14 protein-coding genes are annotated in these 16,777 nt (G+C 53.9%); 3 read left to right on the top strand and 11 right to left on the bottom strand.

Going from position 1 to position 16,777, the window contains the following annotated elements; genetic code table 11:
- Window positions 1-13: 13 nt before the first annotated feature.
- Window positions 14-3,634 (bottom strand): molybdopterin-dependent oxidoreductase, encoded by a 3,621-nt coding sequence (locus QI197_02740; protein MDK2372276.1) that lies wholly within the window; start codon window positions 3,632-3,634, stop codon window positions 14-16.
- 261 nt (window positions 3,635-3,895) lie between these two features.
- Here QI197_02740 and QI197_02735 point away from each other — a divergent pair, with 261 nt between their 5' ends.
- Entirely contained in the window at window positions 3,896-4,051 is a 156-nt protein-coding gene (locus QI197_02735; protein MDK2372275.1) for a hypothetical protein, read from the top strand.
- A gap of 3 nt (window positions 4,052-4,054) precedes the next feature.
- Here the strand turns inward: QI197_02735 and hypE are convergent, their stop codons facing one another.
- From hypE to QI197_02685, 10 genes are read right to left on the bottom strand one after another with little or no spacing between them, the layout of a single operon-like run.
- Window positions 4,055-5,086: a hydrogenase expression/formation protein HypE gene (hypE, locus tag QI197_02730; GenBank protein MDK2372274.1), complete on the bottom strand. Its 1,032-nt coding sequence runs from the start codon at window positions 5,084-5,086 to the stop codon at window positions 4,055-4,057.
- A complete protein-coding gene (locus QI197_02725) occupies window positions 5,083-5,310 on the bottom strand; it encodes a HypC/HybG/HupF family hydrogenase formation chaperone (protein ID MDK2372273.1) in 228 nt (75 codons plus the stop codon). The genes hypE and QI197_02725 overlap by 4 nt, the downstream gene beginning before the upstream one ends.
- Entirely contained in the window at window positions 5,310-6,086 is a 777-nt protein-coding gene (locus tag QI197_02720; protein MDK2372272.1) for a P-loop NTPase, read from the bottom strand. Before QI197_02720 ends, QI197_02725 begins: the two co-directional genes overlap by 1 nt.
- Entirely contained in the window at window positions 6,083-6,514 is a 432-nt protein-coding gene (locus tag QI197_02715) for a hydrogenase/urease maturation nickel metallochaperone HypA (protein ID MDK2372271.1), read from the bottom strand. Before QI197_02715 ends, QI197_02720 begins: the two co-directional genes overlap by 4 nt.
- 9 nt (window positions 6,515-6,523) lie before the next feature.
- Window positions 6,524-7,114 carry a hydrogenase maturation protease gene (locus QI197_02710; GenBank protein ID MDK2372270.1) on the bottom strand — a complete coding sequence of 197 codons (591 nt, stop codon included), beginning with the start codon at window positions 7,112-7,114 and terminating at the stop codon, window positions 6,524-6,526.
- Window positions 7,057-7,779 (bottom strand): hypothetical protein, encoded by a 723-nt coding sequence (locus QI197_02705; protein ID MDK2372269.1) that lies wholly within the window; start codon window positions 7,777-7,779, stop codon window positions 7,057-7,059. The genes QI197_02710 and QI197_02705 overlap by 58 nt, the downstream gene beginning before the upstream one ends.
- A gap of 29 nt (window positions 7,780-7,808) precedes the next feature.
- On the bottom strand, window positions 7,809-9,149 hold the full coding sequence (locus QI197_02700) for a (Fe-S)-binding protein (protein MDK2372268.1): 1,341 nt from the start codon (window positions 9,147-9,149) through the stop codon (window positions 7,809-7,811).
- Window positions 9,146-9,934, bottom strand: a complete 789-nt coding sequence (locus QI197_02695) for a hypothetical protein (GenBank protein MDK2372267.1) — start codon at window positions 9,932-9,934, stop codon at window positions 9,146-9,148. The genes QI197_02700 and QI197_02695 overlap by 4 nt, the downstream gene beginning before the upstream one ends.
- A 10-nt stretch (window positions 9,935-9,944) precedes the next feature.
- A complete protein-coding gene (locus tag QI197_02690) occupies window positions 9,945-11,714 on the bottom strand; it encodes a nickel-dependent hydrogenase large subunit (protein MDK2372266.1) in 1,770 nt (589 codons plus the stop codon).
- Window positions 11,715-12,974, bottom strand: coding sequence for a twin-arginine translocation signal domain-containing protein (locus QI197_02685; GenBank protein MDK2372265.1), 1,260 nt, complete (start codon window positions 12,972-12,974; stop codon window positions 11,715-11,717).
- Window positions 12,975-13,346: 372 nt separating this feature from the next.
- Here QI197_02685 and hypF point away from each other — a divergent pair, with 372 nt between their 5' ends.
- Together hypF and hypD are read left to right on the top strand one after the other, a co-directional pair.
- Complete coding sequence (gene hypF, locus QI197_02680; GenBank protein ID MDK2372264.1) at window positions 13,347-15,623, top strand: carbamoyltransferase HypF; 2,277 nt, start codon at window positions 13,347-13,349, stop codon at window positions 15,621-15,623.
- Window positions 15,620-16,771 (top strand): hydrogenase formation protein HypD, encoded by a 1,152-nt coding sequence (gene hypD / locus QI197_02675; protein ID MDK2372263.1) that lies wholly within the window; start codon window positions 15,620-15,622, stop codon window positions 16,769-16,771. The genes hypF and hypD overlap by 4 nt, the downstream gene beginning before the upstream one ends.
- The last annotated feature ends 6 nt before the right edge of the window (window positions 16,772-16,777 follow it).

The raw sequence follows: 16,777 nt of genomic DNA, 5'->3' as shown, positions 1-16,777 counted from the left end.
AACATCACCCCCATCACGGCCTTATCCCCGGTAAATTCTCCTCCTTTGCCCTGTAGTCGTATTTCTCGATGGGAGCCTTCCTAACGTAGGCCAGGAACGCCTTGGTCTCCTGCATAGTGGTGACCACGTCCATGTACACGTCCGTTATCGTATTCACCACCGCATAGGTGCTGTGAGCCCCGGCCCATCCCCAGTGCCATGGCAGGTTTATCACGTAGACCTCCTTACCATTGACTGATAGCTTGGGGACCCTGTGGGTAACCATCGCCCTCACGTAAATCACGTTCCTCTTGTTTCCCACCTCGACGATATCTCCGGGCTTTATTCCGAGCTTATCCGCTAGGGGCTTAGGTATCTCAGCGAACGGCTCCGGGACGAGCTCCGCTAGGAGAGGGACATTCCTAGTGAGCTGACCGGTGTGGAAATGCTCCGTCATCCTGTTCGTGGTCACCACAACTACCTCAGCACCCTCGGGCGGTGACATATCCTCCGGGATCATGGTGACCGTATCCTTGAGGTGCTCGAATCCCTTAGGTGGTTCCAAGAATCTGTAATTCTCTGCTCTCCTCCAAGCCATCGCTGGATACTTGGTGGCCAGCTCGAAGTCTGGAGACTCCACAGGTTCGTAGTGGATCGGGTACCTCATATCCCAAGCTAGGATCTCACCGGAATTGCTCGGATTAGGATAGGCGTACCACTCGCCGTACTTCTCCTTCATGCTCTTGACCGCTTCTCTTATGCCCAAGGACTTGGCTAGACTCCTAAACTCCTCGGAGAACTTGTCTCTCACCTTCTTCCAGTCATAGAATCCCACGTACTTTATCTTCTTCCCTTTGTAGTCCTTCGTCCCCTTGAAATAGGGCTTCTTGTAGTTCGCCTTACCGACATTTATCACGTCCTCATCGTAGTAGAAGCTCTCGCAGAGGGGACACTTGATGCCCAGATCCTCGTAGGTGGTCACGGTGTGGGATTCCCCGCTGAATATCACGAACTTCCCCATCACCTTCCCATACCATAGGAGGTCCTTCGCCGTAACGGCGCCGGTCAGCAGGTCGGTCATGCCGGACCACAGCCTCTTGTACATCTTGCCGACCACGAAGTTATGGCCGGGTATGAAAGCTGGCCTCCACTTACCGCTCTTTGCGTCCCTGATCTCTCCGGTTTCTCCAGTTATGGACACAGTCTTACCATTAAGCGTGTCCCCAACGGAATATTCGCCGGGAGTGAAGGTGAACTGGAAGGTCCTCCCCAAGGTCTTGGAGAGAGTCCAGAGGTCATAGAGTATCCTCACATTCTTGGGCCATGTCCACGCCCAGTCCTTGTACATCAGGAACTCCCTGTCCAGAATGCCATCTATGTCTGACTCAGTCCTCAGCAGGGGCTTCCTCCTCTTCGCCAGTATCTTCCCGTCAACCCAATCATACATCCCGTTGTACAGATCAACTGCCAAGTCTATCTCCTTGTATATCAGCTCGGGATCAGCATATGCGTAGTCAGGATCAGCGAATCTGCCGGTCGCGTAGTCCATGAAGGGCTCTATCTTCCTCTCGTAAAGCTCGACCATCTCTCCTGTATTGGGATTCTTTATGGAGACCTTCTCCTCCCTCTTGCCGTATATCTGGCTTGGAAGCCTCACAATCCCGTAGCTCTTGAAGTAGTCCCAGAGTTTGAGCATTATCCAGAGATCGGGTTTGGCATCGCCTGCTGGTGGCACGACCCTGTCCTGCCACTGGACCCAGCGGTTGCTGTTCGTTATCGACCCGTACTTCTCGTACTGGAATGCGCCAGGTAGGAGGACATCAGCGAAAGTTGCTGTCTCAGTCTCCCACAGGTCAACCACAACAAGCAGCTTGAGCGATGCTAGGGCTATATAGGTAGTTATCGCATCCCCGTCGCTGACAGCTATGTTCTCCGCCATTATGATCGCGGCCTTCAGCACATCGTCGAAGAGGACTCCCTGCCACCAGGTGTTCTCTGTGTATCCCTTTCCGAATGGGAAGTCGCTTATCACGGTCCCGTTCTTCGGATCCGATTCAGGATCTGTACCGACGAAGATGCCCCAAGTCAACTCGAACCTCCTCCAGTTCTGGAACCACCACGACCAGAGCACCTTGGTCGAGTTCACCTTACCCCTCTCATTGGGACCGAAGCTGCTGCCAGCCCAATCGGGGATCTCCCAGTGCCAGGCGTCGGGGAAGCCCTGATTCTTCCAGTCCTGATAAACCCTTATCTGGAGAGGGCTGGAGGGTTGCTTTATGTAACCCGGCAGTATGTGCGAGAGTATGCACATGTCGGTGGTCCCCTGCACGTTGCTGTGGCCCCTGTACGGATTCAGGCCTCCGCCCGGGAATCCCATGTTTCCCAAGGTCAGCTGCACGAGGGTGCTGAGCCTCGTGATCTGGGTCCCCACATGGTGCTGGGTCTGCCCCATTGCCCACTGGATGGAACCGAACCTCTTGAAGTTGGTAGTCACTCCACTGTTTTCCACGTAGAGTTCTGCTATCTTCCTGAGTTTGTCCACCGGTATTCCCGTTATCCTCGAAACCTCCTCAGCCGTGTAATCCTTGGTTATCTCCTTGAACTCCTTTATCTCCTCCAGATCCACGTTAAACCTGGTGACGAACTCCTTGAAAGTGTCCAGTTGATCCACCGGTGGATTCCTCTCCCAGAAGGCGTAGTGAAGGATGTATAGGAGGAACGCTAGGTCCGAGCCCGGTCTGAAGAAGGCGAACACGTCAGCCTGGGAGGCGGTCCTATTGTATCTGGGATCAACGACCACCAGCTTGAGGGTCCCCCTCTCCTTACCTTTGAGGGTATGCCTCATGCTGACCGGATGATTCTCCGCGGGATTGCCGCCGAAGATCAGATAAGTGGAGATGAACTGGGTATCTATGAAGCTCTGAGTCTGGGCCCCGAAGCCAACCGTCCCGGCCAAACCGGCCACGGTGGTGGAGTGGCACCTCCTAGCGTCGTGGTCTATGTTGTAGCTTCCCAGCATGGTGGCGATCTTCTTTATTATGTAGGCCTCCTCGTTGGTGAGCTTGGCGCCCGCCTCTATCCACAACGGGAACTTCTTGCCTAAGTGGTAGTAGCCGTCCTCCTTCCTCGGATCCCATCCTACCTCATCAAGGATCTCCCTCATCCTCTCGGCTATGTACCTGAAGGCCTCATCCCAAGTGGCGGGTCTCCATATCGGCTTGTATTTATCCAAGATGGCCCTGAGTTCATCTTGCGTTTTAACCTTCTTGAGCTCTTCGGCTGGAGGCTTGGGGTTAACCCTTATAAGCGGCGTCCTAAGTCTCCTCGGATTATGCTGCCCGAACAGCTCCAGAGAGGCCTCTCCCTTAGAACAGAGCTTGCCCTCGTTCAACGGATTGTCCGGGTCGCCCTCTAGGTGGATCACCTTGTCGCCTGTCCTATAGAAGATTATGCCGCAGCCCACAGAGCAGTAGCCGCAGACCCCCCTGACTTCCCTAGTGAGCTGCAGATCCTTGCCTCCTATCTCCCCCAGCCTGTATCTCTTGGGCTTGGGCACTCCCAAGACCTTTCGGATTGAGCCGGAGAAGAGTAGTGAGAAGGTGCCTAGGCCCGCCATCTTTAGAAAGGTTCTTCTCGATATTCTGGGACTTTGCATCAAAAATATCACCCCCTAGGGGGGAACGGAGCACTAGCTCCAGCAGAAATGCATCAGGGTTATTTTATAAGGAATGCTGTTTATTATCTTAATTATCAATGAATTGTATAACGAAGATCCATTTTCGTTATATTTAACGGAGATAACCTCAACTTATTTTAGTATGATCCTAACATATGATACAGTATAAATATTTAAAGATTTCTGGGAGGAGCCTAGCGACCGCGATCTTTTATAAGCTTTCCCGTTGAGTTGAGATCGATGAAAGAATCGGATGAGGACCTTGAGAATGGAGATGAGAGCTTCGTAGAAGAGATCCCAGAGGACGAGTTCGCTTACGAAGAAATGCTATACCCGGTGAGGTCCAAATGCAGGAAGAGAGGGGCCAAAAAGAGGGATAAATTCGTAAGTAGGTAGAGTTCAGCATATTCTGGGAACGATAACACCTGATGGAGGTTCTAATATCCTCAATCCGCCTGTAATTGCTTTAATGACTACCATCCCGCCGTACCTCTCGGACTCCCTAACCTCACCTATGATAGATGCTTCCTCAAAACTCAAGTCCCTCACCATGCTGAGGATGTCCTCGGCCTCGTCCCCGGACACCCCCAAGACGGCCTTCCCCTCGCACGCTAAGGTAAGAGGATCCACACCGAGCATTTCTGTGAAGGCTCTCACCTTCTCCCTCACCGGTATTTTATCCTCCTCCACTGTGATCAGGTAGCCGGTTTTGGATGCCCATTCATTGAGGGCCTGAGCCAATCCCCCTCTGGTGGGATCTTGGGCGGCGTGTATGGCGGGGCCGTATTCCTCTATAAGGGGCATCATGAGATCGTGCAGGGGTGCCACATCACTCTCTATCCCTCCCTCCACCTCCAGACCCTCCTGAGCCGCTAGTATAGCGGCGCCATGATCTCCTACCGTACCGCTGACTATGATCTTGTCCCCCGGCTTGAGATTGGAGTCCACTATTATCCTCTCGGCTAAACCGAGACCAGCAGTTGTGATCACTATACCGTCGAGTCCACCCTTGGGGATTACCTTCAAATCACCGCCCACGAGCTTGACGCCGACTCGCTTAAGCGTGTCCACCATGCTCCCCGTTATCCTCCTCAAATCTTCTAGGGGGAATCCCTCCTCAACGACTATCGAGTCGAGTATCGCCAAGGGCTTGGCGCCCATCATCAGCAGATCGTTTATCGTGCCCGAGGCAGCCAACTCACCTATATCGCCTCCCGGGAAGAAGTATGGTTTCACGGTGTAGGAATCTACCGTGATGACTGCGTATCCGCCCGGGATGGGTATCGCGGCTCCGTCATCCAGCTCGTCGGTGCCGACGCCTCCTTTCACCTTCTTCATATCCTCCCCCAATAAAGAGAGGATCACCTCGTTCAGGAGCCCCTGCGTCTCTTTACCACCGGATCCGTGGGCTAGCCTGACCTCTTCCGTCACTGGGATCCCTCTAGCGCCTTTATCATCTCTTCCCAAGCTTCTATCGTCTCCCTAGCCGTTTCGGGATCCATCCTCGAGATTATCACTCCCACGTGGACTATCACATAGTCTCCCGGATTCACCTCCTCTAGAGTCGCGTCTACCTCCCTGAGCACCCCGCCGAAGTCCACTATGGCGGTCCTCTCCCTGATCTCAACCACCTTCCCCGGTATTCCCAAGCACATCACATCATCACCTCTATCTTCGAGGCTATAGCCGAGATGGACTCCATTACCTCCCTAGAGGCCTTGTGCAGTGGTCTTCCTGAGGCAAGCGCTTCCTCAACAGCTGGATCCAAGGGGAGACTTCCCAACACCTCAGTACCGAGTGAGGAGTAGTCTAAGGAACCGAAGGGCCTCACAACGTCCTCACCGCATCTGATGTAGGCCATATTTTCTATTATCCCCAAGACCCTCACGCCCTCGTCCCTCAGCAGGTCCAGAGCCCGTTTGACGACGGAGAGCGAGAGCCTCGAGGGAAGCGTGATGAGGACCGTGCCAGACCTAGGATGCTTCTTGAGGGCTCTGATCGCCAGTGTCATTTCATCCCCGGTTCCCGGAGGTAGATCGACCACTAAATAGTCCAGGGGGCTCCAATTGGTCAGGGCTATCATCATCTTCAGGAGAGACATCTTGTCCTCGCCCCTGAGCGGGACGGGAGAGTCCCCAACTATGTAGCCCAGTGACATGAGCTCGAGTCCATCTATCCTCAGGGGCTCGAGCCCATGCCTCGTCGCCTTAATGAGGAGCTCGGATCGGAATATTTGGGGAATCGAGGGCCCGTGCACGTCCAAATCCAGCAGGCCCACCTTCCTCCCCATCTCCGACAGAGTGGAGGCGAGTGCCATGGATATAAGGCTCTTACCAACGCCTCCTTTTCCTGAGGCCACCATGAGAAGCCTCTTCGCCCTTGAGACCCTCCTAAGGGCCTCGTCCTGTAGTACATCGGGGATCCGCATCATGCCACCACCTTGGACACCCTAAGGTCCTTGCCGCTGATCAGGTCGAAATCCCTGCTGCCGCACTTGGGGCACTTTAGAAGAGTCCTAGCCAGATCCGGAAGAAAGTGAAGCGGGCTTTCCTTCACACCTGCCGGTTCCTCCAATATCTCGAACTCCCTCGAGAGTATTTCGTCAGCGGTCTTGAAGTCCCACTCCGCACCGCAGGAGTTGCACCTGAAGTACGCCTTTTCCTCCATGAGAACCAGTTTCGCTCCCTCCAGCGGAGTCCCCTTGGATAACTCGTAGAAGGCCTGCTCGAATATACCGGTATCGAGCTCCAATATCTCCCCCCAGGTGACCTCTACCTCCTTAATCGAGCTCAGTCCCTCCGAGGCCATAAATCCCAAGAGCGATCTGACGACGGCATCCGCCAGCGACCACTCGTGCATGCGATCACCTCAACAGTTGATCTCAGGACATATCTCCCTTAACCTTTCCTTAAAACGGTGATCGTCAACCGGGAGATGGAAATCCCTACCGAGGAGCGTTTCCCTGAGTATGTGGAGGGCTTTTAAACAACCTCGGGCCGCTGGTACGGTTATCCCCTCCCCCAGATCGATGAGGCAGGGTACTATTCCGAGCACATACGACTCCTCGGGAAGGTAGCCCATGGCATCTGCAGCTGCCACGAGCAGCTCCGGAACTACTCCGTGGCTCCCAGCCTCAACCAGCATTCTAACCGCTTCAGTCGGCTCGACTGCCTTGGGATTCACTTTAAAGAGCCTCACCTCACCCGGTTCTCCATCTCGTGGGTCGAGGGCATCTACTAAGAAGAGGATCTCCTTCCCCTCCATGTAGTCTATCAAATTTAGCCCCCCCAAGCCCCCGTCGACCACCTCTATCCACTTGGGGAGATCGAAGGTAGATAGAGCCTCGGCGAAGCAGGATCCCACGCCTTCATCGGTGAGGAGCCTGTTCCCTATTCCCAAGATTAGAATCCTAGCTCCCTTATTAGCTTCTCCAGACTCCTCTGCAGATCCTCCGAGCACTTCCTGCCCACCTCTGAGACACCATCACCCTCCACGTGAGGTGATAAGCACACGACCTTCCAGATCTCCCTAGATCCCATCATAGCGATGAGAGCGGAGGCGAGGGACTCGGGATCGTTGACTCCCAACAGGGGAGGGGCAATCATATCACTAGCTTTTAAGCGATCTGTTGGGACCTCCAATTCCATGCGCTCCATCACGAGCGACATCCCCTCGCCGCGCTCGACCGAGACTATCACCACCACGTCAGGATCGAACTCCACGACCTCTTGGATAGTGGCTAAAGGATAGGAGCTCGCGTCGAATTTCTTGGCATTTCCCCTCACCTCCAGCCTCTCCATTATCTTCAGGGGTATCGACCTGTCGCCCTCAAATTCGTTACCCGAGAAAATGACCGCTAACCTCCTCCCGCCCATTCTGATCCTGCGCCTCTTCTCCGCACTAAAGGCATTTCTTATAGCTTCTTCCAGCGAATCTCCACCTAAAGCCCTCTTGACCTCCTCCTCCAATTCGTTGACGTCCTCTCTCTCGGCATCTGGCATGTTGTAGAGGAGGAGCTTATCAACCTCCAGCCTCCTCATGAGGGCCTGCTTCACCGATTCTTCCAGCTCGTTCACTTGACCTACCAGACCTCCCAAGAACCTTGCCAAGCCCTTCAGATCCATACAGATCACTAAAAATGGGGGGAGGGGGGTCAGGTCACCTCGATTTTATCTAGGAGGTACTGAACGATGTGAACGGCCTGGAAGTCCCTGTCGTAAAGGGTCGCTCCCTTGTTTATGTTGTATATGCAGGTCGAGCACCCGGTAACCACGATGTTGGCGTTTATCTCGGAGATCTCGTCTACCTTCTGCTTTATGGCCTTCTTGTAGTCCTCCTCAAGTGGAGGACAGAATCTCTCCTCCCATTCAGCCGGTTTTATCTTCTCCCCTGTGAACTCTTCCACCAGCTTCCTACCATCGCAAGTTATGAGGGCGATGCCCGTGCCACCTCCACAGCAGTGTGAGTACATTCCCGTGCCACGGGGCAGGTCCTCGTAGTTCGAGGTGGACGCCTTGACCAATATCCTAGGCTGCTCTACCACACCACTTCCCCTAGCCAGCTTGCAAGGATCGTGCCACGTCACCTTTCCGTTCTCCTCCCTTCTTATCCTGATCTTCCCCTTCTCGTACAGGTCAGCTAGGTACTCGGTCACATGGATCACATCGTAAGAAGGCCTCTCATTCATCACGAAGGGCATTTCGAACCTCATTTCCATGTACGGCGTCCCACCATGTGATATGAGCGCCTTCTTCCCACTCACCTTAGCCATGTAGGAGTTGATCCTCCTGAACACCTTCCTCTCGGACTCCCTGTCCCCTACGATCACGCCCATCGGGGGTTCGAATCCGAGGGGCTCGGAGGGCATGGTCCAGTTCTCGCCGACCATGTCCAAGATTTTTATCGTGGAAACTATCACTTCAGGGGTGAGTAAAGCCTCCACGAGCCACGGGAGATAGACTATCTCAGCCCCCTGCTTATCGAGGGGAAGATCCTTTCCTATCGCCTCCTTAGCCTCCTTCAATATTCCCTCCCACTTCTCTCTGACCTTATCATTGATCAGTACACTATCAGAGAGCTCGATGGACTGGAGGTACTTGAGGGTTGAGGGGGTCCTGCCCACCTTGTCAAGGATCCTCCTCAGCATTATGACCAGTTTGCCGCTGTATATCCCGAAGGCGCAGGTCTGGTAGCAGTACCTGCAGTTGACGCATCTGTAGGCCATGTTAATCATTCTATCCAAGTCCTTCTCGTCTTTGGGGTACTTAGCCCCCACTAGAGGACCTAGGACCTTGCCAGCTATCGTCATCTTCTTCCTGTATATATACCTCATCTCCTCCGCCTTGTCCGCTGGCTCATAAATCGGGCCAGCTATTGTGTAGGGACAGAACGGTGCGCAGATGCCGCAGGAGACACATGACTCCAAGAAGTGTAACGTGACCGAGTCCAGATCGGAGAGCACAGTATCAATGGCCTTCTCAATTCCCTCTATCATAACCCTCTCCTCCACAGATCATAAGCCTCGTGGAGCTTCCCGTACCAGAAGCTGAACACGAAGTGGAAGAACTTTGTGAATGGCAGCAGTAACACGAGGATCTCGGCGGTGAGGATGTGCAGGCCCAGCATGAACTTGTAGGTCTCTATATCTCCAGAGGGGAGGTGATGGGTCGCCATGTACCCGCTTATCAATATGGCCAGCAGGAGCAGGAGGGCGACGAAGTCCCCCAGCCTCACCCTAGCGAGCTTCTCCTTGAACTTCTCGGGTATCTTCTCCAATAGCTTGAAGGTCGTCCCTATAATTGCCAAGATCGCCAAGACGTCCCCGTTGAGTACCACAGTCAACGGGCCCCAAATGGTGTTGACGAAGCCATGGGACATCCCCGTCACAGGCGAGAACGGTGCAGTGACCGTCAGGGCCGAGGAGGTTGCGCTCGTGGGTATCGCGAGGGGATTCAGGATGCTGTACGGCGGGAAGTAGTAGGACCACCAGACGATGTGATGGGAGAGCAGGAAGAGGATTGGAATGACTCCAAAGAAGTGTAAGAGGAAGATTCCAGAGACGAAGGTCACCTTAGATCTCTTTATTGCGGCCACTATCGCGTGTACGAAGGCGTCTATGAGCAGATAGATCTTGTGAGATATGGATGTCTTCCTCCACATCGGCTGAGCTGCCCTCTTGTATAGGAACACGTACCTAGATAGTCTGTAGACCATGCCGAACGCGAAGATAGCTACGGTCGGTACGAACATATCGTAGACCGCGAACTCATAGAGTCCCATTCCTACCCCCTCATACGCTGCAGACGGGGGTGATGAGCTTCTCTATTCTCCTGTTTCCAACGAATACGTGCACTGAGCACGCTATGCACGGGTCGAAGCTCCTTATGGCCCTGACCAAGTCTAATCCGGTCCACTGATCCTCGGGTACTTCCTCAGTTATTGCGGTACCTATCACCGACTCCTCGTAGGGTCCGGTCTTGCCCCACCTGCCCTTGGGTGATAGGTTCGCCGTCGTGGGAGCGTGTATCTGGTAGTTCTTTATCCTATAGTTCTCCACGACCATCCAGTGCCTCACGCTTCCCCTCGGTGCCTCGTCGAATCCGAAGGCCACGGAGAACGAGGGCTTCTTCCAAGGCCTTGACGTCTCTGTCTTACCGGCCTTAGCTAGCTCTAAGCCCATCAGGAGGTTGTGCCATGCTGCTGCCACATCGAGGGCGACGTTGTAGGCCCTAGCCCTCATCCTCTCTATGGTCGTGGAGGCACCGACCTTCGGAAGGTTCCACTCAAAGGTGATAGCATCCCAAGTGCCCGAGGGCAGCTCGAGAACGCCGTTCGTGCGTGGGAGTTCTATCTTGACCTTCCCGCCGTTGTGGAGGGCGTGAGCCCACATCCTAGCAATGGGACCGACCTCTATCGGGTAGATATTCCCCCTCCAGACGAACCTGACCGTCCCGGTCCAAGTGTACTTGGACTGCCAGTCCTGAGCCTTCGGGTTGGGGATAGTGGTCTTGTTCCACGGGTGGTACTTCGCCAGTTCGGCGTTGCCCCAGACGACTGGATTGCCCATCGGATCCTTGTCCACGAAGGTCGTGTCCCAGTCCTTGTAGAAGCCCCTATCAACCAGCTCGATCGTGCCCAAGTTCATGTCGGTCAGCTTGTCCGTGACTAGCTCTCCGTCCAGTATGAGACCCGGTTTTATGAACCTCTTCCTTCCGGCCTCATCTATATTAGCGTATATCTCGTCCGGGCTCTCTCCAAGTGACGAGTAGACCTCTGGATCCTCGAATATTCCGACGCTGAGGAGGTTGGGCTTCTCATAGGTCATTCCCTGCTTCTCGTACCCTATGGAGTTGTAGAAGTTCGCTATATCCTCCCAGACCGCAACTACCATCTTGACCCACGCTGTGAGCTTGGTAAGGCGGTAAGAGTACTCGATCAGGTTCTCGGTAGTAACGGTAGCCCCTATGCCTCCAGGAATGAGGGTTCTCGGGTGCGGGTGGGTGCCATAAAATAGGACTCCAGCTTGCCTGGCTATCCTCTGCATCTTCAAAGCAAGGATGTAGATCTTCCCTTGGAGGGGATTCAGGCCATCCAGCAGGTCAGCAATAGTGGAGAAACCGTGTATGTCGGAGTTCTCGGCCTTCGTGGCCTTGGCCTCCTCGTAAACGGAGGGCGTCAACTTGGAAACTACCATCCCGCTGTAGTCGGGACCAGCCAGTATGTTCAGGTGAGTCGGGTGGTCGTACATGTGGTCTGTGGCAGCCCAAGCGAGGTTCCTGATCACCACGCCGAAGGGCTTGGGCACAGCCCCAAGCGCCATGTCGTTGGCCCTCACCGACGCGTTGGCGTGAGAAGCCGCGCAGACCCCGCATATCCTGCTGGTCAGGTGAACCGCATCTGGCGGCTCCCTGCCCCTGAGGAAGACCTCGAACCCCCTGAACATAGCGGAAAAGGCCCAAGCTTCCTTCACCACCTTGGTGGCTGTATCGACCACAGCATTCAAACCCAGATGACCCTCAATCCTAGTTATGGGGTCTATGAATATGGTCCTCTCCCCCATCTAACCACCTCCCCCCTCTTTCTCCCCCTTTCCACCCTTCCTAGCCGGTTCGCTCATTATGTAGCCAGCAGCCAGCCCCACCGCAGCAGCTCCAGCGGTTATGCCGGTCAGAGTTACTGTGTCAGGCATGGAGGGAGCCTGCAGAGGTTTGTAGAAGGGTTCGAACCTGTCTGGGAACCCTGGCATGGTGCATCCAATGCAGACGCCTCCCGTTCTGGTAGGGCCACCGATCCCGTCTATCCATCCAACTCTGTTCCACGGGCAGTTGCTCACCGGTCCCTTGCATCCCACTTGGAAGAGACACTTGAAATCGTTGTCTCCAGGGTTCTCCCTGAAGTCTCCGGCAGCATAGAAGCCTGCCCTAGGACATTGCTCGTGCGTGGTCCTCCCAAATATGTAAACGGGCCTCCAGTACTCGTCCAGCTCTGGCAAGGGGAGCAGGCCGTCAACCGCGAGGATCAAGTGTCCCAGCACCCTGAGTATCGCGTTGCCATTAGCTGGGCATCCGGGGATGGCAACGGCAGGTCTCGCCTCCCCGGTAGGAGATACCTCAAGCTTGCCCTTTCCCTCTATGAAGTTTAAGAAGGGCCTAGCTTCTGGCCACCTGCTCACCGCCCCCTTTATTCCCTTAAGCGGATCATCAAAGAAACCGAAAGCTCCCGTGGGGCTCCACCCATCGGCGGAATAGCTGGTGCTATCCAGCACCTGACTGGCGACGATGCCGCCGTAACACGCGCAATTGCCTACTGCGACCACGGCCACAGCCCTCTTGAGGAGGCGTCTGACCCATTCATTCCCCGTGATGGGTCTCCCGTCCTCCTCCCCAAGAACGAACCACCAGCCACCCGTCTTAGCGGCGGCGTCCTCATCCGGGAAGGAACCCTCCAAGACGAGCACGTAGGGATCGAGTTCCCCGGCTTCTGCCTTGTGGAGATATTCTATAGCTGCTTCACCCCACTCGGGCATTATGGTCTCATGGAACACTACTCTGACCTTCCCGGGACCTATCGCTGGGTTCTCCCCGACCAGCACTTGTATCAGATCGGGAGCGCTACCCTCAATCATCGAGATCGTGTTACCAGCGCAGTCCTGGGACTCAAACCAGATCAGATTAACGGATCCCTGTTTAAGCGTCTCAGCAGCTGCCTTTTGGAGTTTCTGAAAGTCTGCTAAAAGTAGTGAAGCGGCTGCAGAGAGTTTCAGAAAGTCCCTTCTAGTAAGGGAGATAGAAGCTAGTGAACCTCCCTCTCGATGCTTCATCCCAAAAACACCTCGCATGTACATGTGCGCCACTGTAGTAGTGAACCGGTATACCTATAAATTTTGTTAAATGTTCAGCTATAAGTCTGGAAATATGATTGTATTTTAAGATAAAAAAGGCGAATTGGGAGAATAGGACGTTATATTCACTTATTTTGATACTTAACGTGGGGTTCAAATTAAAAGATTAAAAAAATCAAAAAATTTAATATAATGTATAACGGCAACATATTTCAAGATTAACTGAGGTAATTCACCGTTATTCATTCAAATATTTGTAAAAATGGTCCTGCTAGGAAGCCGTCGTCCCGCTTATTAGATTCCACTGGGGTTACCTCCTTGGTGCATTCGAGGGGTTCACGGACTGCTGCGATGCTCAGAGTGAGTGGCATAGTGCAAGGAGTCGGTTTCAGGCCTTTCATATACAGGATCGCTACGAGAACAGGGTTGATGGGCCATATAAGGAACATGGGTGGGAGCGAGGTGGAGATTTTCATTGAGGGCAGTTATGAGAGCATTGCTGACTTTCTCAAGCTTATATTCGTTGAGAAACCGCCTCCAGCCAAGATAGAAGAGTTGGAGTTCAGAGTAGTCCCTCCTGCTGGCTACTCGGATTTCCGCATACTTCCAAGTGGTGAGGAGAAGCACGTTTACTCAATGATACCTCCAGACATAGCTGTTTGTGACCATTGCCTTGAGGAAGTGTACGATCCCACGGATAGGCACTACAGGTACGCCTTCAACAGCTGCGCCTGGTGCGGCCCTAGGTTCTCCATGATGATGGACGTGCCCTACGATAGACACAACACTACAATGGTTGATTTCCCACTATGCAATGATTGTAGGGAGGAGTACGGGGATCCTTCCAACCTGAGAAGGTTCCACGCTCAGGGAATCTCGTGCCCGCGATGCGGTCCAGGCCTCTGGCTTGAGGACTCCGATGGGAGAAGGATAGAAGCGGAGGATCCCATAGAAGAGGCTGCAAGGATCATAGACGAGGGAGGGATAGTTGCAATAAAGGGGTTGGGGGGCTATCACATCGCTTGCCTAGCCACGGACGACGATACTGTTTCGGAACTCAGGAGGAGGAAGAGGCGGAAGGAGAAGCCCTTCGCTCTCATGGCTCTAGACTTGAATATCGCTCGCTCACACTTTTACCTAGATCGAATCGCTGAGAGTATCCTCACAAGTCCGGAGAGGCCTATCTTACTTGTTCCCAAGAAAAAAGGAAGCCTCATATCGGAACAGGTGGCTCCCGGACTGGCGACGATAGGTGTGATGCTCCCCTACACACCTCTCCACCACATGTTGCTCAATAGCACGAGAGACAAGATCTTGGTGATGACGAGCGGAAACGAGCACAATAAACCAATGTGCACCACAATCGAGTGCGCTAGGAAGCGGTTGAGGGGCATTGCTGATTACTTCCTGCATCACAACAGGCGCATAGTTAACAGGGTGGACGATAGCGTCGTCAGGTTCACGGCCGGAAGGGTAACCATGCTGAGGAGGGGAAGGGGGTACGCTCCCGCTTGGATAAGGCTTCCCTCTCAGCTGGATCGGCCTGTCATAGCGTTCGGGGCCGAGTTGCAGACCAGCGGTGCCGTGGGATTCTCCGATAAAGTTGTGCTCACCCAGTACATAGGGGATACAGATGAATTGGAGAACCTAGAGTTTCTAGAGAGGATGCTCAGGTTCTTCACGGGAATTTACGGGATAGATCCGGAGGAGGCGATACTGGTAGCGGATATGCATCCCAGCTACACCACGAGAAAGTTGGCTGAGAGATGGGCTAACCTCTACCGGTCCGAACTCAAGCTCGTGCAGCATCATCATGCTCATATAACCTCTGTGATGTCCGAGATGAGGGTCAGACCTGGAGAGGAGGTCGTAGGGATAGCGATCGATGGGCTGGGTTACGGAGATGACGGTACGCTTTGGGGGGGAGAGGTTCTCGTTGCGAGCTATGAAGGATATAGGAGGATCGGACATCTCAGACCCCAGCCCATGCCCGGAGGAGACAGGGCTTCCAAGTACCCGGTCAGGATGCTGGTAGGAATGTTGAGCACGTTCCTCTCTGAGTCAGAGATACGGGAGGTCCTGAGAGAAAAACACTTGATGGATAAGCTTCCTGGTGGAGAGATGGAGGTGGAATTGGCACTGAGACAGTGTTCCAAGGCTCCTCTCATATCGAGCGTCGGGAGGGTCTTGGATTCTGTGTCGGCTCTGCTTGGAGTTTGCTTTGAGAGGACTTATGAGGGAGAGCCAGCAATGAAACTCGAGGCCTTCGCTGAAAAGGGATCTCTCGTTCGGAACTTGGATATCCCCGTGGAAGGAGGTGTAGTGGACACCAGCGAGCTTCTGAAGCGGATCCTCTACAACGAGGATGGAAGCAGGAGGGATCTGGCGTACACATCGATTTACCTGCTAGGAAGGGCCTTAGGTGAGGTTGCCCTTAGAGCTCTGAATAGGACGGATTCCGAGATAGTGATGGTATCCGGAGGGGCGGCCGTCAACACCTTACTGATCAGGGGTATAGAAGATGCGCTTGGTAGGGAGGGAGTTCAACTCGTTCTGAACTCTAAGGTACCTCCAGGTGATGGTGGAATCGCCTTGGGTCAGGTTGCAGCTCAATTGGGTGATGGATGATGGAGATCTCCAGCCCCTATAGGGATCCTAAGATCTCCCGATTGATCGTGGGTGAGATTGCCAAGATAGCTAGCGAGCTGGAAGATCATGTTAAGATAATGGACTTCTGCGGAACTCACGAGTGGACCATCACCCATTACGGTATAAGGTCCCTGATGCCCCAGAACGTTGAGCTCGTCGCTGGCCCCGGATGCCCGGTTTGCATCACACCGGGATACTATGTGGACATCGCCGTCAAGTTTGCCATGGAGGGAGTGAGGGTTTTCACATTCGGAGACGTATACAGGTTACCGGGAAGCTCTAGAGGCGCTCCTAAGAACTTAGAGGAGGCTAGATCGGAGGGAGCTGACGTTAAAATAGTTTACAGTGTGACTGATGCAATAAAGCTGTCTGGAGACGGTAAGGAATCCGTTTTCCTCGCCGTCGGTTTCGAGACCACAGCTCCTGCTACTTTAGGCCCCATCCACAGAGGAGTTATTCCGGATAACCTGAGCTTCATCATCGTCCATAGGCTGACCCCGCCCATAACCAAGTACGTCCTAGAGAACTATCCTCAATCGCCTATAAGGGGGATAATAGCTCCCGGGCATGTTTCGGCCATAACTGGTGCATCAGAGTGGGAGTTCGTGGCCAAGGACTACGGAATTCCAGTTGTAGTGTCAGGTTTTGAGCCGGTGGATGTGCTCCTCTCTATACTGGAGATATTGAGGCAGATAAGGGAAGGTCGCGCTGAGTTGGTCAACGAGTACTCGAGAGTGGTTAGGTGGGAAGGGAACCTGAGGGCTAAGGAGGTCATGAAATCTACCTGCGAGGTGGTCGACGCTGGATGGAGGGGGATAGGCTTTGTTCCCGATAGCGGCCTCCAATTGAAGGATGCTTACAAGAGGTACGATGCTCTACTCAAGTACGGTATACCAGAGCTATCTGAGGAGAGGTGGATGGAGGACCTCCCACCCGGGTGCAGGTGTGCTGAGGTCACTCTAGGCATGGCCAAACCCACCGATTGTCCTCTATTCAAGAAAATATGCACTCCTGAGAGGCCTTATGGTCCCTGCATGGTCTCATCGGAGGGTACGTGTCTCATATGGGCAAAGTACGGTGGTGATGAGCTGCTCAGGGGGCTCAGGGAAGAGTTCTCTCAACCTTAAAGTAAC

The sequence above is a fragment of the Thermoproteota archaeon genome, from assembly GCA_030130125.1.
Lineage (GTDB): Archaea > Korarchaeota > Korarchaeia > Korarchaeales > Korarchaeaceae > Korarchaeum.
The sequence above is the reverse complement of the archived record's forward strand: the minus strand, read 5'-3'. Positions and strand labels throughout refer to the sequence as shown.

Coding starts and splice junctions, on each gene's coding strand:
- QI197_02740 (MDK2372276.1), bottom strand. CDS start 3,634: ATGCAAAGTCCCAGAATATCGAGAAGAACCTTTCTAAAGATGGCGGGC.
- QI197_02735 (MDK2372275.1), top strand. CDS start 3,896: ATGAAAGAATCGGATGAGGACCTTGAGAATGGAGATGAGAGCTTCGTA.
- QI197_02725 (MDK2372273.1), bottom strand. CDS start 5,310: ATGTGCTTGGGAATACCGGGGAAGGTGGTTGAGATCAGGGAGAGGACC.
- QI197_02720 (MDK2372272.1), bottom strand. CDS start 6,086: ATGATGCGGATCCCCGATGTACTACAGGACGAGGCCCTTAGGAGGGTC.
- QI197_02715 (MDK2372271.1), bottom strand. CDS start 6,514: ATGCACGAGTGGTCGCTGGCGGATGCCGTCGTCAGATCGCTCTTGGGA.
- QI197_02705 (MDK2372269.1), bottom strand. CDS start 7,779: ATGGATCTGAAGGGCTTGGCAAGGTTCTTGGGAGGTCTGGTAGGTCAA.
- QI197_02700 (MDK2372268.1), bottom strand. CDS start 9,149: ATGATAGAGGGAATTGAGAAGGCCATTGATACTGTGCTCTCCGATCTG.
- QI197_02695 (MDK2372267.1), bottom strand. CDS start 9,934: ATGGGACTCTATGAGTTCGCGGTCTACGATATGTTCGTACCGACCGTA.
- QI197_02690 (MDK2372266.1), bottom strand. CDS start 11,714: ATGGGGGAGAGGACCATATTCATAGACCCCATAACTAGGATTGAGGGT.
- QI197_02685 (MDK2372265.1), bottom strand. CDS start 12,974: ATGAAGCATCGAGAGGGAGGTTCACTAGCTTCTATCTCCCTTACTAGA.
- hypF (MDK2372264.1), top strand. CDS start 13,347: ATGCTCAGAGTGAGTGGCATAGTGCAAGGAGTCGGTTTCAGGCCTTTC.
- hypD (MDK2372263.1), top strand. CDS start 15,620: ATGATGGAGATCTCCAGCCCCTATAGGGATCCTAAGATCTCCCGATTG.